This is a genomic window from Exiguobacterium sp. s57, from assembly GCF_018617685.1.
Lineage (GTDB): Bacteria > Bacillota > Bacilli > Exiguobacteriales > Exiguobacteriaceae > Exiguobacterium > Exiguobacterium marinum.
Genome location: NZ_JACSKR010000006.1, coordinates 64,254 through 87,161, shown reverse-complemented (window position 1 = coordinate 87,161; position 22,908 = coordinate 64,254). Strand labels below are relative to the sequence as shown.

28 protein-coding genes are annotated in these 22,908 nt (G+C 46.9%); 10 read left to right on the top strand and 18 right to left on the bottom strand.

Annotated elements, in window-relative coordinates:
- Positions 1-280: 280 nt before the first annotated feature.
- A complete protein-coding gene (locus KNO98_RS13330) occupies positions 281-616 on the top strand; it encodes a hypothetical protein (RefSeq protein WP_214701318.1) in 336 nt (111 codons plus the stop codon).
- Positions 617-647: 31 nt separating this feature from the next.
- Here KNO98_RS13330 and KNO98_RS13325 read toward each other — a convergent pair whose 3' ends face one another.
- The 7 genes from KNO98_RS13325 to KNO98_RS13295 are packed head-to-tail and all read right to left on the bottom strand — an operon-like array spanning position 648 to position 4,135.
- Positions 648-1,391 carry an endonuclease/exonuclease/phosphatase family protein gene (locus KNO98_RS13325; protein ID WP_214701317.1) on the bottom strand — a complete coding sequence of 248 codons (744 nt, stop codon included), beginning with the start codon at positions 1,389-1,391 and terminating at the stop codon, positions 648-650.
- A gap of 26 nt (positions 1,392-1,417) precedes the next feature.
- Positions 1,418-1,888, bottom strand: coding sequence for a hypothetical protein (locus tag KNO98_RS13320; protein ID WP_214701316.1), 471 nt, complete (start codon positions 1,886-1,888; stop codon positions 1,418-1,420).
- On the bottom strand, positions 1,875-2,393 hold the full coding sequence (locus KNO98_RS13315) for a hypothetical protein (RefSeq protein ID WP_214701315.1): 519 nt from the start codon (positions 2,391-2,393) through the stop codon (positions 1,875-1,877). Before KNO98_RS13315 ends, KNO98_RS13320 begins: the two co-directional genes overlap by 14 nt.
- On the bottom strand, positions 2,372-2,842 hold the full coding sequence (locus KNO98_RS13310; protein WP_026824372.1) for a hypothetical protein: 471 nt from the start codon (positions 2,840-2,842) through the stop codon (positions 2,372-2,374). The genes KNO98_RS13315 and KNO98_RS13310 overlap by 22 nt, the downstream gene beginning before the upstream one ends.
- The gene (locus KNO98_RS13305) at positions 2,826-3,275 is read right to left on the bottom strand and encodes a hypothetical protein (RefSeq protein ID WP_214701314.1); all 450 of its coding nucleotides are present in this window, start codon (positions 3,273-3,275) and stop codon (positions 2,826-2,828) included. Before KNO98_RS13305 ends, KNO98_RS13310 begins: the two co-directional genes overlap by 17 nt.
- Entirely contained in the window at positions 3,276-3,704 is a 429-nt protein-coding gene (locus KNO98_RS13300; RefSeq protein ID WP_214701312.1) for a hypothetical protein, read from the bottom strand. It lies immediately after the preceding gene.
- Positions 3,701-4,135: a hypothetical protein gene (locus KNO98_RS13295; protein ID WP_214701311.1), complete on the bottom strand. Its 435-nt coding sequence runs from the start codon at positions 4,133-4,135 to the stop codon at positions 3,701-3,703. The genes KNO98_RS13300 and KNO98_RS13295 overlap by 4 nt, the downstream gene beginning before the upstream one ends.
- A gap of 203 nt (positions 4,136-4,338) precedes the next feature.
- Here KNO98_RS13295 and KNO98_RS13290 point away from each other — a divergent pair, with 203 nt between their 5' ends.
- From KNO98_RS13290 to KNO98_RS13260, 7 genes are all read left to right on the top strand, one after another.
- A complete protein-coding gene (locus KNO98_RS13290) occupies positions 4,339-5,049 on the top strand; it encodes a GntR family transcriptional regulator (RefSeq protein WP_015880673.1) in 711 nt (236 codons plus the stop codon).
- Positions 5,050-5,201: 152 nt separating this feature from the next.
- Entirely contained in the window at positions 5,202-5,546 is a 345-nt protein-coding gene (locus tag KNO98_RS13285) for a PTS lactose/cellobiose transporter subunit IIA (protein WP_214701310.1), read from the top strand.
- A complete protein-coding gene (locus KNO98_RS13280) occupies positions 5,546-5,854 on the top strand; it encodes a PTS sugar transporter subunit IIB (protein ID WP_015880671.1) in 309 nt (102 codons plus the stop codon). The genes KNO98_RS13285 and KNO98_RS13280 overlap by 1 nt, the downstream gene beginning before the upstream one ends.
- Before the next feature lie 15 nt (positions 5,855-5,869).
- Positions 5,870-7,276 carry a GH1 family beta-glucosidase gene (locus KNO98_RS13275; RefSeq protein WP_214701309.1) on the top strand — a complete coding sequence of 469 codons (1,407 nt, stop codon included), beginning with the start codon at positions 5,870-5,872 and terminating at the stop codon, positions 7,274-7,276.
- 12 nt (positions 7,277-7,288) lie between these two features.
- A complete protein-coding gene (locus KNO98_RS13270; RefSeq protein ID WP_214701308.1) occupies positions 7,289-8,617 on the top strand; it encodes a PTS sugar transporter subunit IIC in 1,329 nt (442 codons plus the stop codon).
- Positions 8,618-8,691: 74 nt separating this feature from the next.
- Positions 8,692-9,018 (top strand): hypothetical protein, encoded by a 327-nt coding sequence (locus KNO98_RS13265; RefSeq protein WP_214701307.1) that lies wholly within the window; start codon positions 8,692-8,694, stop codon positions 9,016-9,018.
- Positions 9,015-9,593 carry a hypothetical protein gene (locus tag KNO98_RS13260; RefSeq protein WP_214701306.1) on the top strand — a complete coding sequence of 193 codons (579 nt, stop codon included), beginning with the start codon at positions 9,015-9,017 and terminating at the stop codon, positions 9,591-9,593. The genes KNO98_RS13265 and KNO98_RS13260 overlap by 4 nt, the downstream gene beginning before the upstream one ends.
- Before the next feature lie 119 nt (positions 9,594-9,712).
- Here the strand turns inward: KNO98_RS13260 and KNO98_RS13255 are convergent, their stop codons facing one another.
- The 7 genes from KNO98_RS13255 to KNO98_RS13225 form a co-directional block, all read right to left on the bottom strand.
- A complete protein-coding gene (locus KNO98_RS13255) occupies positions 9,713-9,958 on the bottom strand; it encodes a hypothetical protein (RefSeq protein WP_214701305.1) in 246 nt (81 codons plus the stop codon).
- Positions 9,959-10,043: 85 nt separating this feature from the next.
- Entirely contained in the window at positions 10,044-11,396 is a 1,353-nt protein-coding gene (locus KNO98_RS13250) for a GH1 family beta-glucosidase (protein ID WP_214701304.1), read from the bottom strand.
- Positions 11,397-11,420: 24 nt separating this feature from the next.
- Positions 11,421-12,350, bottom strand: coding sequence for a carbohydrate ABC transporter permease (locus KNO98_RS13245; RefSeq protein ID WP_200868269.1), 930 nt, complete (start codon positions 12,348-12,350; stop codon positions 11,421-11,423).
- A gap of 3 nt (positions 12,351-12,353) precedes the next feature.
- Positions 12,354-13,256 carry a carbohydrate ABC transporter permease gene (locus KNO98_RS13240; RefSeq protein WP_214701303.1) on the bottom strand — a complete coding sequence of 301 codons (903 nt, stop codon included), beginning with the start codon at positions 13,254-13,256 and terminating at the stop codon, positions 12,354-12,356.
- A 57-nt stretch (positions 13,257-13,313) separates the two neighbouring features.
- Complete coding sequence (locus KNO98_RS13235) at positions 13,314-14,615, bottom strand: ABC transporter substrate-binding protein (protein ID WP_214701302.1); 1,302 nt, start codon at positions 14,613-14,615, stop codon at positions 13,314-13,316.
- A 202-nt stretch (positions 14,616-14,817) separates the two neighbouring features.
- Positions 14,818-15,831, bottom strand: coding sequence for a LacI family DNA-binding transcriptional regulator (locus KNO98_RS13230; protein WP_214701300.1), 1,014 nt, complete (start codon positions 15,829-15,831; stop codon positions 14,818-14,820).
- A 146-nt stretch (positions 15,832-15,977) separates the two neighbouring features.
- Positions 15,978-16,850 carry a TetR/AcrR family transcriptional regulator gene (locus tag KNO98_RS13225; protein ID WP_214701298.1) on the bottom strand — a complete coding sequence of 291 codons (873 nt, stop codon included), beginning with the start codon at positions 16,848-16,850 and terminating at the stop codon, positions 15,978-15,980.
- A gap of 164 nt (positions 16,851-17,014) precedes the next feature.
- On the opposite strand from KNO98_RS13225, the gene KNO98_RS13220 reads away from it, so the two are divergent.
- Entirely contained in the window at positions 17,015-18,511 is a 1,497-nt protein-coding gene (locus KNO98_RS13220) for a DHA2 family efflux MFS transporter permease subunit (protein WP_214701297.1), read from the top strand.
- 220 nt (positions 18,512-18,731) lie between these two features.
- Here KNO98_RS13220 and KNO98_RS13215 read toward each other — a convergent pair whose 3' ends face one another.
- Both KNO98_RS13215 and KNO98_RS13210 read right to left on the bottom strand, forming a co-directional pair.
- Positions 18,732-19,259: a CRISPR-associated endonuclease Cas3'' gene (locus tag KNO98_RS13215; RefSeq protein WP_026824388.1), complete on the bottom strand. Its 528-nt coding sequence runs from the start codon at positions 19,257-19,259 to the stop codon at positions 18,732-18,734.
- A gap of 188 nt (positions 19,260-19,447) precedes the next feature.
- Positions 19,448-20,086, bottom strand: a complete 639-nt coding sequence (locus KNO98_RS13210; RefSeq protein ID WP_214701295.1) for a plasmid pRiA4b ORF-3 family protein — start codon at positions 20,084-20,086, stop codon at positions 19,448-19,450.
- Positions 20,087-20,231: 145 nt separating this feature from the next.
- On the opposite strand from KNO98_RS13210, the gene KNO98_RS13205 reads away from it, so the two are divergent.
- Positions 20,232-20,858, top strand: coding sequence for a glucosaminidase domain-containing protein (locus tag KNO98_RS13205; RefSeq protein ID WP_214701294.1), 627 nt, complete (start codon positions 20,232-20,234; stop codon positions 20,856-20,858).
- A gap of 198 nt (positions 20,859-21,056) precedes the next feature.
- Here the strand turns inward: KNO98_RS13205 and KNO98_RS13200 are convergent, their stop codons facing one another.
- Both KNO98_RS13200 and KNO98_RS13195 read right to left on the bottom strand, forming a co-directional pair.
- Positions 21,057-22,070 (bottom strand): ABC transporter permease, encoded by a 1,014-nt coding sequence (locus KNO98_RS13200; protein WP_214701293.1) that lies wholly within the window; start codon positions 22,068-22,070, stop codon positions 21,057-21,059.
- Entirely contained in the window at positions 22,063-22,791 is a 729-nt protein-coding gene (locus KNO98_RS13195; RefSeq protein WP_214701292.1) for an ABC transporter ATP-binding protein, read from the bottom strand. The genes KNO98_RS13200 and KNO98_RS13195 overlap by 8 nt, the downstream gene beginning before the upstream one ends.
- Positions 22,792-22,908: the final 117 nt, after the last annotated feature.

The window sequence follows — 22,908 nt, the reverse complement described above, 5'->3', positions numbered from 1 at the left end:
CTGGAAGGCATCCGCCGAAATCTCGATTACCTTCGTCCTCGTCAACTCCGTAGAGTTCTGGCGCTTCTATCTCATATCCAGCCGTTTCTCCAGATACGCTTTCATGTTATCGAGTAGAGGGCCTGTTGGATAGAGTATTCTTGAAAGTTGTCACTTAGTTTTTTTTATCGTTCACGTAAAAGTCACCACTTTCACTAAAAAGCCATCAATCCATCAGGTTTTTGAGTAGGGAGAGAACGGGCATGATACAAGTAACGAGAACAGAAATGAGGTGAAACACATGGGTGGAATCTTCCTATTGATTGGCATATTTTTATCCGTCTTATCCAGGTGGCTCGAATTTGAAGGCAATAGCACGTTAGGGGATGTCATGTTGTTTCCTGCGATTTTCTTTATGGCTATGGCTTTTCTCTGCAGTTTCCCTTACTTCAAAGAATGGTGGGAAGACCGCTCCACCCGCAAGAAAGCACTTTTATTCGTGATGTTTGCGGCAGTCGGCATCCTTTGTCTACAAGCCGCTTTCTGGTTCGTCGTTTGGCGAGATCAATGGCTCGGACTTCTTCTCGTCCTTCCCTTTGTTGCATGTGCAACGTTCATTGCTCGATTGTTCAAGTAAAAGGAGGATGCGCAACAGCACATCCTCCTCATTATTTCACGGTAAAGTCGACCATCACACCGTAGTGATCACTCGGTACAACATCCCTACTCGTCCGCGTGTCGCCGAATATATCGATATGCCGAACCTCGAGTCCACTACATTCCGAACGTAACAGAATCCAATCATATCGTTCAGGCTGCTCGAGATGGGAAGATTGCAAATATGGATTGTGCTTTACGTCTAATGTCGGGCGTGCCTCTTCGCCAACAAACGTCGTCACGTCCAGCCATCCCGCATCCGATAAATCATGATAGATAGAGGATTGAGAATTGTCATTGAAATCCCCACATAACACCTCGACCGATTTTTGGCGTCCTTTACTTAACCAGCCTCGCACCGCTAACATCTGGCGTTCTCGAATCGAAGAAGAGCACCAGTTCAGATGCACATTCGTGATGCCCCATTCCTGACCGCCGAACGTAAGCGTCACTCGAGTCGCACAAAAGCTTGACTCTTCCACATCTTCTTCCCAAATCGCTTCAACTGAAGAAAAAGGGACTTTACTCAAAAAAGCGAGTCCATCGTCCGGTGAGTCGGGGTAAGGATAAAAGACGCAGAACGGATAACCCGTCGCTTTCGCAATGTCATGAGCCACACTACCTTCTTCGTAAGAACGGACTTCTTGAAAGGCAATCACGTCCGCGTTGATTCGTTTTACTTCTTGGCAAATCGCATCGATTCGTTTTTGCCATAGCGTGTCATGGTTCCAAATATTATATGTCGCAATCCTCACTTCATGTTCCTACTTTCTCGAGTGAGTCACGCGCTCCCCCATTTTTGTTCTTCTCTTAATTCACGTTCCGTGACATAGTTCTCATCAAGTCGAACCATATGACATTCATACAATCGATGCAACATCATAGAACTCGGGATGAGCACTGCAATCGTTACAAAAAAAGCAAGCGTCGAAATCTGCCCTGAAACTGTGAAATATAAAAAGACAATGACAAACGGATACCCAATCAAACCGGTGACTGAGTTCCAATGCGCGAGTCGTTTCGCCTCTCTCGACTTCAAATAACGCTTCTTAATCGATTCTCGGTCCCACGCGCTTTTCCATGCAGGTAACGCTGCGATTTCCGAAATCAACAATACACCCGCTAACGAAATCCAGCCCTTCTCCACAGCGAAGAAAAGCATGAGTGCGAGAGCACCGCTCATCATACTCACAGTCCATTTCCCCGATTCATCAAATGCCGTCAACTCTCTCATCTGATCACGCTTGTTCACGACGTTGCTCCTTCTCGTATTCGCGGACGTCACGAATTTCTTTTAAATCTTGATCCGTCAAATAGTTCTCGTCATAAGATTGAATGACGCGGTCGAACCGCTTCGCCAAGTATTCAATCCCGAAAAACGTCAGTTGCGAAAGGAGGAACATACGGAACGATTGTGTGCTCGTCGCTTCACTCGTGAAATAGAAGAGTCCATAAATCCCGACACCCGTCAAAGCGAGCGTGTGTGCCATCATTTTGAATGATAAGAGGTTACGCGCTGTTTGATTCGTCACGAAACGTAGCCACATCCGATATTGAATAAAAATACCCGATAAGATTGCAGCGAGCACCGCATATAATGTCCCTGTAACGATGCCATCTGAGAGTGTCCAATACGAGGCATAAATCAAAAAACTGACGACGAGTCCGATCCCGATGATGCCGACACCCCATTTAGTCAAACGGTCTACTTTTAGAATCGTGTCGATTTGCGCTTTTACTTTTGGTGATGGTTCCATATGGCTCCCTCGCTTTCTAGTATCGCTTCATACGTTGGTAATCCTGACTGATGCGCATGGATTCGCTCTTCCCACTTCTTCTCTCGATACGATTTCGTCAACCCCCAAAGGGCGACGATCCCACCGGTCAGGATGAAGGCATCTTCGTTTACATACATCGGGATGAACAGCACAAATAAAGAGACGGCACTAATCCAACAATCAACGAGTCGATATCGTAACACCCGTACGACGTTTTGATGTTCGGCAAAATGGCGAATGACTCGATATTCCATGAATCCTTTATAAGCAAGACCCATGGATATGATCAACATGACGGGAATGACCCATGTCGCCTGTGTCCGTAACATCACGATGAACGAGATCAGGAATATGACGAGTACCGGCCAGCCAAAGAACCGATCAAATTGTTTGGCATGCGCTACTGTAAGTTCAACTTGATGATTCATGTGAGACCCTCCCTTCAATCACTTCCTCATACGTCGGTAATTCCGGATCGATTTGTTTAAGTTGCTTTGTGAACCACTTCTGGCGGAACGGGCTTAATACTCCCCATATCCCAAAAAAGAGGCCAATCTTGAGTCCAAAATCTTCTGCTGTCAACAGCGTCACCATGAGTGTCGTTAACAAAACGGCATCCACCCATTCGAATACGTATTGAAAAATGAGAATTCGTTGCACTTTCGGATGCTCAGTCATTCGCCACATGATACGCATTTCTTTATAGCCCATTACAACGATCAGTATAGAGACCGACCCGATAATGGGAATCAACCACATTTTCTCTAATAAGAGAGCGACAATGACGGCCGTGACATACAGAATCAAGACAGGTACGGCATAATCTCGCATCCGTTGAATCCACTTTACGTCTTGCGCCACCTATATCGCCTCCTTGTTTAGGATGATATTCTCTACATCTTGTTGTTTCGTTTGTTTATTAACGTTCAACGTCCATAGCATCGCACCACCGATGAACACCGTGACACACACATACGCCACATTTGAGGTAAATAAGAATTGATGATTCAACGCAAGGGAAAAGGCAACACTGTTGATCCCGTCCCGAGCAAGTTGACGACGATATAATCCTTTCAACTCTGGTTGAAATCCTAGGCGCATCTGATATCGCTTCACGTATAAGATGTTCAGTGGAATGAGTGTACAGGCGATATACAGGACGCCCCACGTAAAATCATCCGTCCATAAACTGATGGGTAACATCAGTACTGCAAATGTTCCAAAAAGCCCGAAGATCCATTGGTCGAATAAACGTTTCCATGCTTTTTCTTTCGTTATGCGTTCATTCATCTCTTCAACCGTTGTTTCTCGGATTGATCCACCGAAGGCATGCGTTCTCCAAATTGTCTTTGGAAAGTTTGACCGAACACCATCCACAAGGTGAGAACAACAAAAATTGTCAACGCGTCAATTTTCATAAAAAGGAGCGTCACGGTTATTACAATAAGAATTGCAGAATCCACTAAATCATATATGAGCTCCCATTTAAGAGATTTCACTTTGATTTTTTCGCTTACATGCGTACGGTGTTTCTGATACTTGCTAACGTCTAGCCCAATCATTGCGATTCCGCCAACAATGAGTGGAACTGTCAGCCATACATTTCCTTCGAAGTACGACACAGCAAGCGCCATGAGTATGAACGCAAACGAGGTATATTTTATTCGAAGTGGTGACTTCCACCATGTATCCTCTTGTACAAATCGACTTTGATTGTTCACTTAATAAACACCCTTTCTATAAAGCATCTATCTCTCTTATACGTATAATTTCTTATATTGTTTCACATTTTCCGAATATTCTAGCATTGAATCGTTCGACTTTTTTCAACAATTGACGAACGAAACGTATCCGCTTACAAAGGTTATCTGCTATACTGTTACCAAATTCATTCCCACAAATTTTTTGAAAGGTGTAGAACTGTATGTCTCCGAAGTACAAGCAAGTTGCAAGTCAGATTGAAGCGGACATCGTCAATCACGTCTACCAACATACGAATAAATTATTGACCGAGGATGAGTATGCCAATAAATATGGCGTCAGCCGTAACACGGTCCGAAAAGCAATCGAGATCCTCGTCAACAAAGGATACGTCTATCAAGTTCAAGGGAGCGGCGTCTTCGTCCGTGACCATTACAATAGCGATTACATCAATTTAGAAAAGCTCCAAGGTCTCACAAGTGACTTCAGCGGTCGAAAAGTCGAGACACGCGTCTTACACTTCGAACAGACAGTGGCGAACGATGAAGTCGCCGAACGGATGAAGTGCCCAATCGGCACACCTGTCTACTTCGTGAAGCGCCTACGTCTCGTTGATGACCACCCGTTCTCGGTAGAGGATTCATACTTCCGAAAAGAGCTCGTCATCTACTTGGATGAGAATATCGTCCAAAAGTCGATTTATACGTATTTACGAAGCGATCAAAAACTCGCCATCGGATTTGCCGACCGTGTCATTTATGCAGATTTTTTAGATTCAGAATCTGCCGACCTGCTTGACCTGAACGAGAACGACCCGGCCTTGATCGTCGATAATACCGTCTATTTGACGAACGGACAAATCTTCGACGTTTCTCGTTCCATCCACCATTTTAAACATGTCAAAATGCTAAAAGTCTCGAACATCAAGTCCTAAACGCGCCCGAGAGATGCTTTTTCTCGCGCGTGTTTTTTCATGCATTTTTTTAAAAGTAAGGGTTTACACGAAAACGCTTTCGTGCTACTATCATCTTGTAGAAAATATTTGTACCTATGAATTTAAGTTATCCATACAAAAGGAGAGATATTATGGTTTCGGAAACAATTGACATCTCACCGGAAGATATTTTCGGTCTCATCGCCCTCTCGGGTGACGCCAAAGCGAGCTATCATCAAGCGATGCTCCTCATGCAAGAAGGAAAAAAAGAAGAAGCAGAGGCAGCAGTCGTTGCTGGTGACGCGACATTAAAAGAAGCACATGCGATTCAAACGAAATTCGTCACGCTCGAAGCACAAGGTAAATCGGCATCGGTCGGTGTCCTCATGGTGCACGCGCAAGATCACTTGATGAACACGATTCTCGTCAAAGAAATGCTTGGATATATGATGAACATGCAAAACGAAATCAACGAAATGAAAGGAATGGATCAATAATGATTAAAATCGGACTCTTCTGTGCGGCAGGTATGTCAACAAGTATGTTAGTAGAAAAAATGAAAGCGGTTGCCTCTGAACGTGGCATCGAAGCTGAAATCGCAGCTTACCCAGAATCAGAGATGGAAACATACGTTGACAACATCGACGTTGCACTTCTCGGACCACAAGTGAAGTACCTCCTTTCAAAAGGGAAGCAAATCTGCGAACCAAAAGGTGTTCCAATCGACGTCATCAACACAGTCGACTACGGCATGATGAACGGCGCGAAAGTATTAGACCACTCATTGAAACTTGTAAATAAATAAACCGAGGTGATGACTTTGAAAATGCCTAAAGATTTCTTGTTCGGCGCTGCTTCGGCCTCTTATCAGGTCGAAGGCGCATGGAACGAGGACGGGAAAGGCCTCTCGAACTGGGACGTCTTCTCGAAAATTCCTGGTAAGACATTTGAAAACACAAACGGCGACGTCGCAGTCGACCATTACCATCGTTATAAAGAAGACATCGCGCTCATGGCGGAGATGGGACTCGAATCATATCGCTTCTCGATCTCATGGCCACGCGTATTCCCGAACGGTACGGGTGAAGTGAACGAAAAAGGACTCGAGTTTTACAACAACTTGATCGATGAATGTTTGAAACATGACATCGTCCCATTCGTCACGCTCTACCATTGGGACCTCCCACAAGCACTTGAAGAAAAAGGCGGCTGGAAGAACAAAGAGACGGTTGACGCATTCGTCCGGTTCGCGGATACTTGCTTCCAATCGTTCGGTGACCGTGTCAACCACTGGATCACGTTCAACGAAGCGGTCATCTTCTGCTCACTTGGATACTTAACAGGCGCGCATCCACCAGGTATCGAAGGTGACGTCAAAGGCTATTTCCAAACGACACATAACGTCTTCGTCGCTCACGCCCGTGCCGTCGAGCTCTTCAAACAAAACGGTCACACTGGCGAAATCGGAATCACACACGTGTTCAACCCAGCGTTCAGTATCGATGACGCAGAAGAGAACAAGTTTGCTGAAATGCACGCAAACGCTTATGCGACACATTGGTTCTATGACCCGATCTTGAAAGGTGAATACCCAGAGTACGTCGTGAACGGTTTACATGAACAAGGTCTTCTCCCTGACATGACGGAGGAAGAACTCGACGTCTTGAAACGGACCGCTCCGATGAACGACTTTATCGGTCTCAACTACTACAGCCCGCAGCGCGTCATGAAAAATGACTCGGCGCTCGTCATGGCTGGTGGACGTGAGAACTCGACAGGTCGCCCGGGTAATCCGTCATTCGATGGCGTCTACAAGACGGTCAAGATGGATGACAAAGTGTATACGAAGTGGGATTGGGAAATCTCACCGGAAGCGTTCCTCGCTGGGATGCATATGCTGAAAGATCGTTACGGCGACGTCAAGATCTATATCACAGAGAACGGTCTCGGTGATGTCGACCCGATCGTCGATGGTGAGATCATGGACACGCCACGTATCGAATTTATCGAAGGACACCTTCGTGCAGTCAAACACGCTGTTCAACAAGGCATCAACGTTGCCGGTTACTATGCTTGGTCCGCAATCGACCTGCTCAGTTGGTTGAACGGTTATAAGAAACAATACGGCTTCATCTACGTCGACCACAACAACGGTCTCGCACGGAAGAAGAAACAGTCGTTCCACTGGTATAAAGAGATCATCGCCACGCGCGCTGAAGACCTATAAGGAGGTTCCCCTATGAGCCGCTTAGAAAGAGTATTTGAAAAGTTCACCCCTGCTTTTGTTCGCTTCGCGAATGCCAAGCCCGTCCTTGCGATTAAGGACGGGTTCATCCTCACGATGCCGATGACCATCATCGGATCGCTGTTCCTTCTCATCCTGGCGTTACCGATTCCAGGTTGGGCCGACTTCATGTCAGGTCTATTCGGAGCAGACTGGTCACTCCCGCTCACGCAAGTCGTCGGCGCGACGTTTGACATTCTTGCTTTGATTGGTGTTTTTGGAATCGCTTACTCATACGTCAAAAACGAAAAGATCGAAGGAGTGCCTGCCGGTATTCTCGGGATCATCTCGTTCCTCATCATCACGCAAGCTTCTGTCTTGTCTGAGTCTGGCGAATTCGTCGGTGGCGTCATTCCAAAAGTATGGACAGGTGGACAAGGTGTCCTCGCTGCTATCATCGTCGGACTAGCAGTCGGATTTATTTACTCGCAGTTCATCAAACGCGGGATCAGTATTAAAATGCCGGACGGTGTCCCACCAGGCGTATCGAACTCATTCTCTGCACTTGTTCCTGGTTTGGCGATCATCTCGCTCGCCGTTGCGACGTTCGCGATTTTCCAAGCGGTTGCAGAGCGTACGTTCACAGAAGTCATCTATGATGTGCTTCAAGCACCACTTCAAAACTTGACAGATACACTTGCTGGAGCCGTCATCATCATGGTGCTCATGTCCGTCATGTGGTGGTGTGGGATTCACGGTGCCGCGATCCTCATTGGAATTATGGGACCGCTTCTCACAGCGAACGCGCTTCAAAACCAAGCCATCCTCGATGCAGGTGGTACGCTCGTCGCTGGCGAAAACGCAAAAATCGTTACAATCCAGTTCCTCGACGTGTTCACGAAACTCGGTGGTTCAGGAATCACAATCGGCTTCATCATTGCCGTCTTAATCGTTGCACGCTCGGCACACTTGAAGCAGCTCGGGAAGTTGTCACTTGCACCAAGTATCTTCAACATCAATGAGCCGGTCATCTTCGGGATGCCGATCGTCTTCAACCCGATTATGTTCGTCCCATTCGTTATCGTGCCGGCCATCGCTTCATTCATGGTGTACTTCGCCATCCTTTGGGGTTGGGTGGAGCCGTTCAACGCGCTTCAAGTACCATGGACGACACCTCCGGTCATCTCTGGATTCTTGATTGGCGGATGGCGTGCTGCGCTCTTACAGATTGCAACGATTGCCATGGCCGTTGCGGTTTACCTTCCGTTCGTTCGCATTCAAGACCGCGTTTCGTATGGTGAAGAATTGAAAGCACAAGAAGAAGCAGATAAAGCGTCAGCCTGAAACAAAAATGACAGTCCTTCTCAGCAATGAGGAGGGCTGTTATATTTAGGGAAAAGAGTTAAGGAGTTGGAAATTTGAAAGCCCACTACCCTTCTATATTTGCTTTCATCGCTGGTCTTTCCGGAGTGATCGGATTGGTCTTTCAATCGGTCTACCCAATCATGTTGTTTCCCGTCTTTTTACTCATTGCGGGATACTCTGTGGTACATGCGAAGAAGCAGAAAACAACCGTACGAAATTATACAGCAAGCTTTATGATCTTATCGAGTGCTTCCCTCGCACTCGGTCTTGGCTTCCAGTCCATCATCCCGTACGCCATGCTCATCGGGGTTGTGCTACATATGGTCTGTCTGATTGCTGCATTCATCGCGCTCGGACGGTATCGGGCTCACATCTCATGAAGGTTGTGACAGGTCTTGGATGGGGCGCGTCCATTCTAGCGCTCGCCCTCACCCCACTACTTGCCGTCGATTTGATTCTCATCTATTTACTTGAAGACACATCGTTCCGAATCTTATCGACTCTCGCGATGCTCGGTTGTTTCTATCTATTGTCGACAGTCCTCAGTTTGTTCGTTGATGCGTTAACAGGAGCATTACGTTCGTTTGTTCATGCGAACATACCGCGTCTACTCGACATCATTCTTCACGGAACAGTGAGCGGAATCAGTCTATACGTCGTACTTATCTTCTTTCCGTCTAACGATTTATCGACGCTCACCGTCATGGCGATTGTATTCGTACACTTATTTGGTGCATCAATTTGGCTGAAGCGGGAGAGTTCGAAAGAAGACGTACCTCTTCAACTCGACTCAATCGATCAGCAGATTATCCACTTGTTACGCACGGAAACGATCGTGTCCTGCGTCGAACGCATTCAGCATGATTACCCGGATTTACCGAAACGGGACGTATTGAAACGAGTCAAACGCATCAGTCAATCCAACAAAGTCACCGAACCGTTTCATGGTCGGTGACTTTTGTGCGTCATCACGAACGAATCGTGAGCCGTATGCTATGTATTCCAAAGTCTAACTAGGGGAACATGATACAAATTACATAAACAAACGCCAGCCCGTTTTTCGGTGCTGGCGTTTTATGTGTCTTCTTTTCGAAGCGAGTACCCATCTACTTCGAGCAACCGCATCCGTCTCTGGTCAATCGCCGCATGAATAATCACGGTCACACCCGGATTGAGCTCCATCATCTTCTTGATTTTTCGTAAGTCGTCTCCTTTGATCTCGACAGGCAAGACGAATTCCCCTTCTCTCAAATGAACGAACTTGATTTTCCCTTGGTCGTCATAGCCCGTCACTTCGTACGTTTCGAACTCACGTTTCATAGAATATCCCTCCCCTATCCCAGTTCCCAAATCAGAAGCATTCCACACAAAAATCCATCCCCGTAGCGGCAGGGATGGATGCATGTTACGCCTCGACGCTATCCGCGTGTTTGGCCTTATGGTCGGCGATGACACCGGCATACCACTTCGCGCTGTCTTTCCAGATGCGCTCTTGCGTCTCAAAGTCGATATAGAGGATGCCGAAGCGCTTCTCGTATCCGAAGCTCCATTCGAAATTATCCATGAGCGACCAGAGGTAGTAGCCTTGAATGTTCATGCCTTCATCGTTCAAGTCAGAGACGGCTTCGAGGTGCTGGCGGACGTAGTCGATCCGGTTATCGTCATGGACTTCGCCATTTTCTAGCACGTCGTCAAATGCGGCGCCGTTCTCTGTAATGTAGATGGGAAGGTCAGTATACTCGGCGCGTAAACGACGGATCAGGTCTTTGAATTCGTTCGGGGCGATATCCCAGCCCATGCCCGTCTTCTCGTAGTCCGAGTAAGCGTCTGCCTTCAAGAAATCATTTGCTGCGTTGAACTCGACAATGCCACGGCTGTAGAAGTTGATGCCGAAGAAATCGCAAGCTGTCGAGATGGTCTCCATATCACCCGGTTGGATGAAATCGAAGTTATGCACATATTTAGAGAACAAGTTCATCATGTCGACCGGATACTCACCTTTGAAGACCGGGTCGAGGAACCAGCGATTCGAATACCCGTCGGCATTGTTCATCGCAAGGCGGTCATTCGCCGAATCCGTCTTCGCGTACATCGGTGCCAAGTTGAGCGTGATACCGATCGGAGTCGTGGACGTCATCTCCTGCTTCAACAACTCGACCGCTTTTCCGTGCGACAACAACATGTGGTGCACGGCGCGTACCGCTTCATTCATGTCACGATGACCCGGTGCGTGAACACCGACGTGGTAGCCAAGGAAGCCGGCACACCAAGGCTCATTGTGAGTGATCCAAGAGTCGACGATGTCATCGAGCTCTTCAAAACAGACTTTCGCATAATCGAGGAACCAGTCGACCGATTCACGGTTGACCCAACCACCTTCTTCGTGAGCCCACATCGGAAGGTCCCAATGATAAATGGTGACGGCTGGTTTGATTCCTTCTTCACGGAGACGCAGCGCCAACGTTTTGTAGAACGCCATGCCTTCTGGATTGTACTCTCCCTTGGCAGGGAAGATGCGTGGCCACGCGATGGAGAATCGATACGTGTCGACGCCTAGCTTTTTGATGTGCTGAATGTCTTCCTCGTAACGATGGTAGTGGTCACATGCGACATCGCCGTTATGCTTTTCAAACACGCGCCCGTCGATGTCACAGAACATGTCCCAAATGGAAGGAGTACGGCCTCCTTCGTTGTGTGCGCCTTCAATTTGATACGAGGACGTGGCTGTCCCGAATACGAAGTCTTTCTTAAAATGCATAGTGTTTTCCTCTTTTCTCTATATTTATTCTTTGACAGCACCTGCCGAAATACTGCTGACGATGTACTTCGAGAGGAACAAGAAGGCAATCATGATTGGGACGACCGAGATCGCGATGCCTAAGTAAAGCGAGCCGAGGTTCTCTGCGACTTGTGATCCTTTCAAGAAGCCCATCAAGACAGGCAACGTGTATTTCTCAGGAGAGAACAAGAGGACAAGTGGCATCAAGTAGTTGTTCCACGAGCCGATGAACGTAAAGATCGACATCGTTGCAATCGCCGGCATCATCATCGGAAGTGCGATGGTGTGGAAAATACGCAGCTCGCTCGCACCGTCAATCCGTGCTGCTTCAATCAAGCTGATGTGAAGCGTCGCTTGCGTGTACTGACGGATGAAGAAGACGGTGAATGGTGTCGCAATCGCCGGGACGATCAACGGGATGAACGTATCGAGAATGCCGAGCGTCTTCGAGATCTCGTAAAATCCGATGAGTCCAAGTTGTGCCGGCACCATCATCATGACGAGCATGAAGATGAACATCGCATTCTTCCCTTTGAAATTGTAGAACGAGAAGCCGTACGCTGTGAGGGCTGAGAAGTAACCAGACAGCACCGTCACCGATACCGAGATGATCAAACTGTTCTTGAAACCGTTCCAGATGTTAATGTATTCGCTGAGCGTCGCATAGTTCTCTGCGAGCGCCGTCCCCGGGAGAAGTGAGAAACCAGCCATGATTTCTCCGTTCGTCCGTGTCGCGTTGACGATCATCATGAGGAACGGGATGAAGCAGACGATGGCGAGGAGGATCAGTGCTGTATAGATCAACCCTCGCGCAAAGCGTTTGTTTGTTTTTTTCTTCGAAGGTGGCGCCATTTTGAGTGGACGGTCTTCTTTACGTTTCGGCTGCGCTTCGCTATCAGGAAGCATACGCCGTGTTTCTGCATTTTGTTCCATCGCTTACGCCCCCTTCTTCTGTGCTGTTCGTTCATTGCGGAACATACCTTTGAAGACGATCGCCGAGAGGATGAGCGTAATCAAGAATAGACCGTAAGCGACCGCAGATGCGTAGCCGTAGTTGTTGTACTTGAAGGCTTGGTTGTACAAATAAAGTACCATCGTGTTCAATGAACCGTCTGGTGAACCAATTCCATCGGTAATCAACATCGGAAGGTCGAACAACTGAAGTCCACCGATGAGTGACGTAATCATGATGTAGAGAAGAATCGGCTTTAAGAGTGGCAACGTCACTTTCGTGAACATCTGCCAGCGGTTCGCACCGTCGATGTGAGCGGCTTCAAAGTAATCTGTCGAAATGCCCGATACTCCAGCCATGACGATGATGAAGGAGTGACCGAACCACATCCATGTCAAGATGAGTGAAACGGATAACTGTGCCGTCACCGGTTCTGCCAACCAGTTGATTGGATCTGAAATCAAGCCGATTTTCATCAACACCATGTTGAGTGAACCGTGCTGCCAGTCGAGCAAAATACCGAACAAGAGCGCGACCGAGCTGATCGTGATCAAGTTAGGAAGATAGAAGAACGAACGGAAGAACGAGAGCCCTTTTAACTTCAAACGGAGATCCGAGAAGATGAGTGCTAATAGAAGTGCTACCCCGATCTGCAAGACGAAGTTGATTCCCCAAATCTTGATGGTGTTGAAAAACGCCTCGATAAAGTACGTATCCGTCAACAACCGTGCATAGTTCGCAAACCCGACGACCTCTTCACCCGGGCTTCCCGTATAGTTCGTAAAGCTATAGTAAAGCGTTAAGAGGACCGGATAGATGCTGAACGTCAAGAAGACGACCCAGAACGGGGCGATGAACAGATAACCGTAACGATCTAGTTTTTTCACGTGTATTTCTCCTTCCATAAGAACCGAGGGGGGATCCCCCCCTCGTGTTGGTCATCGTCAGTCTACAACGATGTCTGGGTAAGCGTTTTTCGCTTGTTTCTTGAACTCCTCAATCGCTTCTTCTTTCGACTTCTTACCTTCTACATATTGAAGGACCGATGCGCCATAAAGCGTGTCGAGCTGTTGGTCGTATTTCGTGACGATTCCTGGAGTAATTTCATCTGCTTCGTCGAGGAAGAACTCATAGTTGTTCTGTCCGCCGAGGAACTCATCACTGAAATCGTCTTTGATTTTGTCTGTAACCGGGTTGAAGGCAAGTACGTCGCCTGTTTCTTGTGCCCACTCTGTCAAGAACTCTTCATCTTGCGTCATGAGTTTAACGAAGTCGTAAGCTGCTTCTTTGTTTTTAGAATCTTTGTAAACGCCAAGCCACGTGCCGCCCCAGAAGTATGGGCTTGGTCCGCTAGTTACAGCCCAGTCACCTGCAGTATCCTTCGCGTTCTCTTTTAATACAGAGTGGAGACCCCAAGTTGGTAGGACATACGAGAAGACTTGTGTTTCTGTCTCTTTTCCGTTCTCTTTCACTTTGATCGGCTTATCCATTCCTTCGAACCAAGATGGTGACCATTCCGGTGCGAGAGCCGTGTATTGCTTCTCACGTAGTTCCTTCGCATAATCCATGTAGTTGATTTTATCTTCCGTCAAGACGAGTTCGTTTTGATCGTTAACCCACGCTTCTGGGTTTGCCCCTTGTGAGAACCAACGAATTGAACCTTCATCCGGGAACATCTTGTATCCTTTTTGTTTCATTTTTTCAGCAACTTCGAAGACGCCGTCCATCGAGCTCATCATGTCACCGATTTCAGTCGGGTCATCTGTACCGAGCACTTCTTTTGCTAGGCTACGTTTGTAGTAAACGCCACCTGGTGTCGTTTGCCATGAGAGAGCGCGAACGTTTCCGTCTTTGTCTTTCCCGAGGTCAAAGACGTAAGGGACATAGTTGTCTGCGATCTCATCGACACTGTACGGCTCGTCTGAAAGGTTTTCCCAATATCCAGCGTCGACCCATTGTTTGAGGAAGGCGATTTCCCCTGTGAAGACGTCTGGTGCGCCGACGCCGCTTTCAAGAGCTGGCTTCAACTTTGTTGGATAGTCTGCGATTGGAACGATTGTCAATTCAACTTTGACACCGTTTTTCTCTTCATATGTTTTAATTGGTTCTTTTAACTCGTCCGTAAATGACCAAACTTTTAAAACGTCATCTTTTGATTCTGAAGCTCCGCCTTCACTGTCTGAGCAGCCGCTCAAGACGCCAACTGAAAGTGCTCCGAGTGTAAGTAAGCTGACTAATTTACGCATGTGTTGTTCCCATCCTTTTTTATAAGTAATGTTAGAAAGCGCTTTCAATAAGAGTTTTAAAATTATCGAAAGCGCTTTCGGTTTAGCCAAAATAAAATATCGAAAGCGGTTTCGATTTCTTTCAAAATGACTTTCGAAATCGCGCTCCTCTCTCCATCCGCTGAAGAAAAGAGAGCGACTTCGAAATATCATTCACTATAGGTTACTGTTTAACTGGCGCACAAGACGCCCGTTCGACTAAGCGTACCGGAATGATGCGACGTTCTGTAAGTCGCTCTTTCACGGTCATCTGTTCAAGTAAGAGTTCTGCTGCCGCTTCCCCGATTTCGTCCGTATCTTGGCGAATCGTGGTCAGTTTCGGCGTGATGTATTGGATCATTTCAATATCGTCGTATCCGATGACCGAGATGTCATTCGGAACGTGAAGACCATGTTCGTGAATCGCATCGATGACACCGATCGCCATTTGATCCCCGGCCACAAAGACTGCAGTCGGTCGATTGTCTAGTTCAAGCAATCGTTCCATCGCTTGCTTCCCTTCCTCGACTGAGAAGAAACCGGCGTTGACGAGGTAGCCTGATCGAATCGGAAGGTTCAGCTCTTGCATCGCAAGTTCATATCCTTTGATTCGCGCCGCTCCGGCGTCAATTGTTTCATCCCCAGCGATGTGGGCAATTTTTTGGTGACCGAGTTCATGGAGGTAATTCACAGCGAGGCGCGCCCCTTCGATGTTATCGGAATAGACGACGCTACAATTGGCGCTGTCCATATCGACGACGACGATTGGGATGTCGCTTTGCATGAGCTCCTGAACTTGCTCATCCATTCGGTCCGAGCAGATGACGACGATGCCGTCGACCGCACGGTGTTTGAAGTGTTCGAGGTAACTCATGTCACGATTGCGCAGATTCCGCGAGGCGAAGATCAAATCGTATCCTTGCTCCTCTGTCGCGTGACGAAAACTTTCGATGATTCCGTTGAAGAACGGGTGTTTCATCCCGACTTCGTTCGCCTCTGAGAACATGACCCCGATCGCCCATGATTTTTTCGTCGATAACGACTGGGCATGTGCGTTCGGCAAGTAGTCCATCTCAGCAGCGGCTTGAAGAATCTTCGCTCTCGTCTTGTCACTCACGTCTTTATAATTGTTCAACGCTTTGGACACTGTCGTGATTGAGAATCCTGTTTTTTTGGCTAAATCATAAATCGTACCCATGTCATTCTCCTCTTCCCGAAAGCGCTTTCGGTAATTTGATTGTAGCGTATGGATTTGTAGGAATCAATTCTTTTTCGAGGAAACTTTTTGATTCTTTTTTCCATTCCTTGTTTCTTCTATATTACTGTATCGGGAAATTTTTGTCCTTAATGTGTCCGCGTATACAACCACACGAGATTCGTGAACTTTTGGACTTCTGTCTCGCCCGTCACGCCTTTAAATAGCCGTTGGAATGGCTTCAACAACTGCTCTAACACGATTTTTCGAAGACGAGCTTGTTTCAACTCATGTGAGATCGCATCAAACAAATCACGCTGTTCTTCCGTCATCTCGACATGCTCTTCGATGCGAGCAGCCATCTCGTTCAATTCTTCGATTGTGACAAGATGTTTATCTGTCGTCCCACGCATTTGCTCGACCGTGACCGGATTTAAGACATGCTCCCCTGTCTCCATCATTCGTGCGGCAATCAATTCGACATACGTATATAAACTGCGCACGACCTTTTGAGGAGAGTAAGCGGCATTCGTGATTCGGTTCGTAAACAAGATATGTTGCAACATTCCGTTGAAGAGCACCGTCAATTCCATCGAATATGGTCTCACGGATTCTCCGATGATTTCCGTCAAACGCATCGCAATCCATTCAATTTCATAAATGCGATGTTGAAGTACGAGTTTCTTCAGTTCATTCTCATTTGACGACATGATCGATTCAAATAGCGCGTGCAAGTTCCGTTCTTCGTTCAATTGAATCAATATCGAGATTTGCTCGATGAAGACGTCACGATCTCGTTTGTCCCGTCCCATCTGCATCTCAATCCGGCGCTGTCCTGCATCATATCGTAAGTTCTCGAGGATACTAGCCACGCAATCCGTCTTCGATGAGAAGTAGTTATAAAACGTCCCTTTGGAGATGTTGGCACGGTCAATAATCTCTTGCACCGATGTGTGTTGCACTCCATTTTCGATGAAGAGAGACATGGCAATATCGGCGACTTTTCTTTTTTTCTCTTTCATTCTTACATGGCTCCGTTCTGTCTGGTTTGTACCTTTACTATAGCACCGAAAACCATTTTAGACTAATAGTACAAAATGGTTGCTTTATTTATACAACGGGTATAAAATCATTTCATCGACACTTACCAACACATAACTATTTAGAAAATAAAGGAGCCATCCATATGAAACCAGAATTCCAAAAGAAACCGCCTTACGTTATGCTGGCGGTCCTCTTTGCGGGTGCGTTTATCGCATTTTTAAACAACTCATTACTCAACGTCGCGCTCCCATCGATCATGGTCGATCTCGAGATTGCAGACTACTCGACCGTTCAATGGCTCGCGACAGGCTTTATGCTCGTGACAGGTGTACTCGTCCCGGCATCCGCCTATTTGATCACTCGTTTTTCTAACCGAAGCTTGTTCATCACCTCGATGAGTATCTTCGCCATCGGTACGGCTATCGCGGCCTTCTCGCCAAACTTTGGCTGGTTGTTGAGCGGTCGGATGATTCAAGCCGTCGGAGCCTCGACAATGGGTCCACTCCTCATGAACGTCATGCTCGTCAGCTTCCCACGTGAAAAGCGTGGAATGGCGATGGGAATCTTCGGGCTCGTCATGATCTCGGCACCTGCGATCGGCCCGACACTCTCAGGTTATATCGTCGAGTACTATGATTGGCGCGTCTTATTCGAAATGATTTTACCGCTCGCCATCATCGGTCTCGCGCTCGCTTTTTGGAAAGCGGAGAACGTCATGGTCCAAAACAAAGACCAATCTCTCGATTACTTGTCACTCGTCTTATCGACACTCGGATTTGGCGGGATTTTATACGGTGTCAGCTCGGCAAGCTCGGACGGCTGGGATAACCCAATCGTCTTGGCGACGATGATTGTCGGTGCCATCTCGTTGATCGCCTTCATCTATCGTCAGCTCCATATGGAAAAACCATTGCTCGACTTGCGTGCTTACAAACATCCGATGTTTGCTCTCGCGTCAGTCATTGCGATGGTCAACGCGGTCGCGATGTTCTCCGGTATGATTTTGACACCGGCTTACGTACAAAGCGTTCGTGGTATCTCACCACTCGATTCAGGGCTCATGCTTCTTCCTGGTGCGATCATCATGGGAATCATGTCGCCGATCACAGGTAAACTGTTTGACCGATTCGGGCCAAAATTTTTGGCACTTACCGGATTGACAATCACCGCCGTATCGACGTACATGCTCGCTAACGTCCAACTTGACTCGACCTACACATACATCGTCTTAACATACACGTTGCGTATGTTTGGGATGTCGATGGTCATGATGCCAATCATGACTAATGGATTGAACCAATTGCCGACTCGCCTCAATCCGCACGGAACGGCCATCAACAACACGGCACAACAAGTATCCGGTGCGATCGGTACGGCAGTACTCGTCACGATCATGAACTCGGTGACACGCACAGAAGCCGAATCATTGATGACAGGAGTCGATCCTGCGACACTCACAGAAAGTTCGATGGGTGCTATCACTCAGCAAGCCCTCTTATCTGGGATTCAATATTCATTTTACGTCGCACTCGGGATGAACCTATTGGCACTCCTATTGGCATTTTTCGTGCAGCGCGTGGATGTACGGAAGTTCGATGACAACGCAGAAGCTGTTGAAGAATTGAAACAAGCGAATTAATAATAGGAAAAGCCGTTCTGAACGATGGATTCAGAACGGCTTTTTTCAAATTGAAATTTCAGATCATTCACCAACGTTAGGCGCAAACCTTGTTTTCTTCTGTTCTACAAATACATAAGTCTAATTTCAATCCACGCACCTATGCGAGGTGCGATACATAAGCTTGACTCTCGTTCTTTACTTTCATAATTTCAATCCACGCACCTGCATGAGGTGCGATTCAAGTCTGTCCTACTTTTTTAAAGTATTCCAACATTTCTAAATGAGCTGATTCAACATATCGATTTAAATCAGACTCAGACATCACTTCATCAAAGAAGCGATATTTACAGAGTTCATATTCTTCAAGCGCTCTCATTTCGACTCGTTTTAAAAACGGAGACTCTTCTCCTGATACATAGTCATGGAGATTCCCATGATGTGAGATAATTGCATTGCTAACTATCTCTGCCAGTAATTGCTTCGTTTCACTCGTACCTTTCAGCATGTCAAAAAGCAAACGGCCTCCGGCAGTTGCGTGATCGACTTCCCCACGAGTCGCTTTTTCTCCTGAGGTAGCTCTACGTATATAGTCCTGAAAAGCATCGCTATACTTTCCTAGGTCATGCAGTAAAGCAGCCAGACCACACACCTTAGAAATGTTTAAAGCAATCCCCCACTTTTCGGCAAGTTCTTGGGCATCTAACAGGTGTTCTTTGACAGTTTGAATCGCATGGTCAGATGATCGAACATGTGCAATGTAATCCACTCTCTCACCCTTTCTTTAGACCTATTATTTTTTCAACACGTTAATGCTTAACACCTCCTTATTTTATTACATTATTTTACTTAAGGTGGGTACTTTTTCTTTTTTAGGTCCCGAGTTGCTAGCCTATGAAAATCTACTAAAATTAAAAAAACCGAATCGCATCGCAACTCGGTCTCTTCACGCTCCATTTATTTTTTCACCGTCACATACACTTCCAGCATGTGATTGATTTTATCGACATCAAACGCCTGAACACCTTTTGACGCTTCTTTATACTCTTCATGCTCTGGATGCGTCGGATCGGCCAGAATGTCCCGAATCATTTGATTTCCTTCCCAACCTCCAACACCTTCGTGAGGTGTCTCTCCAATCCACTCCGTCACAGTCGGGTATGGATTAGGATAGTCTTCAATCACTCCCTCAAACGCTAGCTCATGCGTCCAGTCTTCTCCGTAATCGTACGTGTAATATAGAACCGAATGCTTCTCGATAATTGTTGGAAGTTTAACGTTTTTCATGTGCCTTACTTTTACTTGCTGTAGACGGTTCAACATGAGACGTTCAAAATCGCTCAATTCTGACTTGCTTTTTAGATAGGCAAGATGTTCTTTGTGATCATAGACCTCATCAGGGAAGAGAACGAAGCGAAACGTCGGCTTGTGAAGATCATCTTCAAATTTTGCTAAATGTTCATCATCCCACCACATCACAAGTTGTATCGCATCATGGAGTCGCTTGAAATTCGTTTCGGCCGGAATGATAAATCGACGCCATACCGGCTCATCTCCATCCATCAAACTCAATTTAAACTGATAGGCTTTATACAAATCCTTTTCCTCCCATTTATTTATATACTCAGTATAAACAAATTCAAATATATTTGGTAACTGAATCACTATTATAACAATAGGTCAATATTACTTTTTAATGGTATTATTTCTCAATAGATACATCTCGTTTAGGAGGGTACATATGTTGAAAAAAGTGTTTGGTTTCATCGTCGCTTTCCTTATAATCACTTCATCTTTCTTCTCGACCGGATCAATCGTTGAGGCGGCCCCGAAGAAGCAGAATCGTGCTATTATGGGAGTATCGGCTTTGACTCCGCAACAAATGGCGGATTACGTAAAAAAGAAGAATCCTCGTGATGTCCGGCTCGCGAAAACGTCTGTCGAAGACTTGGCGAAACTCTTCGTCATCATCGGCGCTAAGGAAGGTGTTCGTGGGGATGTCGCATTCGCACAAGCATTGAAAGAGACCGGTTATTTCCGTTATGGCGGTGATGTCCTTCCAAAGCAGCATAACTACTCAGGGATTGGGACGACCGGGAACGGCGTGAAAGGACACTTTTTCCGTTCACCACACCAAGGCGTAACCGCTCAAATTCAGCATCTAAAAGCATACGCCTCTAACGATGCATTGAATACAAAACAAGTCGACCCGCGCTTCCATCTCGTCAAGCGAGGCTCTGCGAAAACGTGGCCATCTCTTCACCAAAAGTGGGCCATGCAGCCAAAAGGAAATTACGGGACCGAGATTCTTTCGATTTATCAAGAAATGTCGAAAACACCAAAACGTGTCGCTAAAGCAAAACGATGAAGAAATGTAGGGGTGAAAGAACGTGACGTGCAAACAAGTCAGACTCGCTAGCGGAATCGCACTATTCGTGACCGGCGTGATGTTGTTACTCAAGCGCTAATGAGCATTTCGGACAATCGTCCGAGTGCTTTTTTTGTGGATAAACCAAAAGCCATGGCACTCTATAAGTACCACAGCTTTCGCTAACGTTTATTTAACTCAATGCCCCCGATACTTCCCGAGCGCTCGCATGTTTAAGAGATACAAGACACCTGCATATAAAATCAGCCCGAGTAAATACATCCAAATCCCTGAGAAACCACTCCCGTAAATCATGACTTCCTTGATCGCTGTCGCCCCGTAGAAGATTGGCATCACGTAACTCAAGTTCCCGAGACCGTATGGAATCAAATCGAGTGGGATGAGGCCCGAGAAAAATACTTGCGGGATGATCGTGAACGGGATCATCTGTACGACCTGCAGTTCCGATCGGGCAAATACCGAGATGGTTGCCCCGAAGAGTACCGCCGTACCCGCCATGAGTAGCATCGTCAACATGACCCACGCCATATTTCCAAGCGAAGACAGTCCAAGCACATAAATCGAATAGAGCACGATGAAAATCGACTGGACGACTGCAAACACGCCGTAGCCGAGCGTATATCCTAAAATGACCTGTCCTCGTTTGATTGGGGTCATCAAGAGTCGTTCGAGTGTACCTCCACTCCGTTCTTTGACGAGTGCCATCGCAGATAGGATGAATACGAAAAAGAATGAGAAGAGTGATAGAAAGACAAATCCGAACGAATCGAACGTAGATTGGTCCTCTTCCCCAAAGACGAATGACGTGTCCATCTCGGCTGCGGGGTTGAGCGTCGTCAACGCATCTTGAATCTCACGGACGGCCTTCGACGACTTCGTCGACGGCTCGCGTAACGTGATGGTCGTTCCATCTTGATTCATTTCAAAGACGGCATCCACTTCTTCATTGTCTTCAATATATATTTTCGGGTCCTCGAACGTCGCCAGTTCCACCACGAGCGTCTCCTCTTCAAACGCATTGACGAGCTGTTCTGGTGCGTTGTCATCAAGGACGACCGTCGGCACGTAATCGGAGTCACCGAGTAAGAAGTAGACGAGTGTCAAAATGAGAAGTGGGGCAATCAAAATCAAGGCGACACTTCGTTTATCATTTAACGTCTGAAAGATGACACGCTTCGCTAAGTTACGCATGGTCACCCACCTCCTCTTTCCCGGCAATCAAGAACAGTTCTTCGACGCGACCGTTCTCGGTCTGGTCAAGCAAATCTTGCACATGGTCATATGCGATCAACCGTCCATTGTAGACGAGCGCGGCCCGGTCACACTCGAGCACTTCATCCATAACATGTGTCGAAACGATAAGCGTCGTGCCTTCCCTCCGAATCACTTGGAACTGATCCCAGATTTGACGACGTAAAATCGGATCGATTCCGACCGTCGGTTCATCGAGGAACAATACGTCCGGCTTATGCAGGATAGCGATGGCGAGTGACAAACGCTTTTTCATCCCACCTGAAAAATTGCGGACGAGCTTCTGTCGATCGTTCGACAGGTCGACAAGGTCGAGCACTTCTGTGATGCGTGTCTGGAGTTCTTTTTTTCCGAGCTTATAAATTGATCCGAAGAAAGCGAGGTTCGCCTCTGCCGACAAATCTTCGTACAATCCATCGTTTTGTGGCATAAATCCGATTTGTCGAAGCATGTCCATATTCGGCATTTTCGTTTCACCGATATGGACACTTCCTTTGTCCGGTGCGAGGGCACCGATCATGAGTCGGATGAGGGTCGTCTTCCCAGATCCAGAGGGTCCGAGCAAGCAGCAAATTTCTCCAGATGGGATGGTGAAGTCGATATTGTCGATGGCGAGTTGGTCGCCGAACGACTTGTCGACGTGTTGCAGTTGAATGTTCATTTCTGTCACTCCTTTTCGGCGCCTCATCGTGTATACTCAAGATAATCGACACCGTGTTGGTTTGTATGTTCAGTATAGTCCCCGTTCACGGTGGCAACAATCGTCAATATCGGTCAT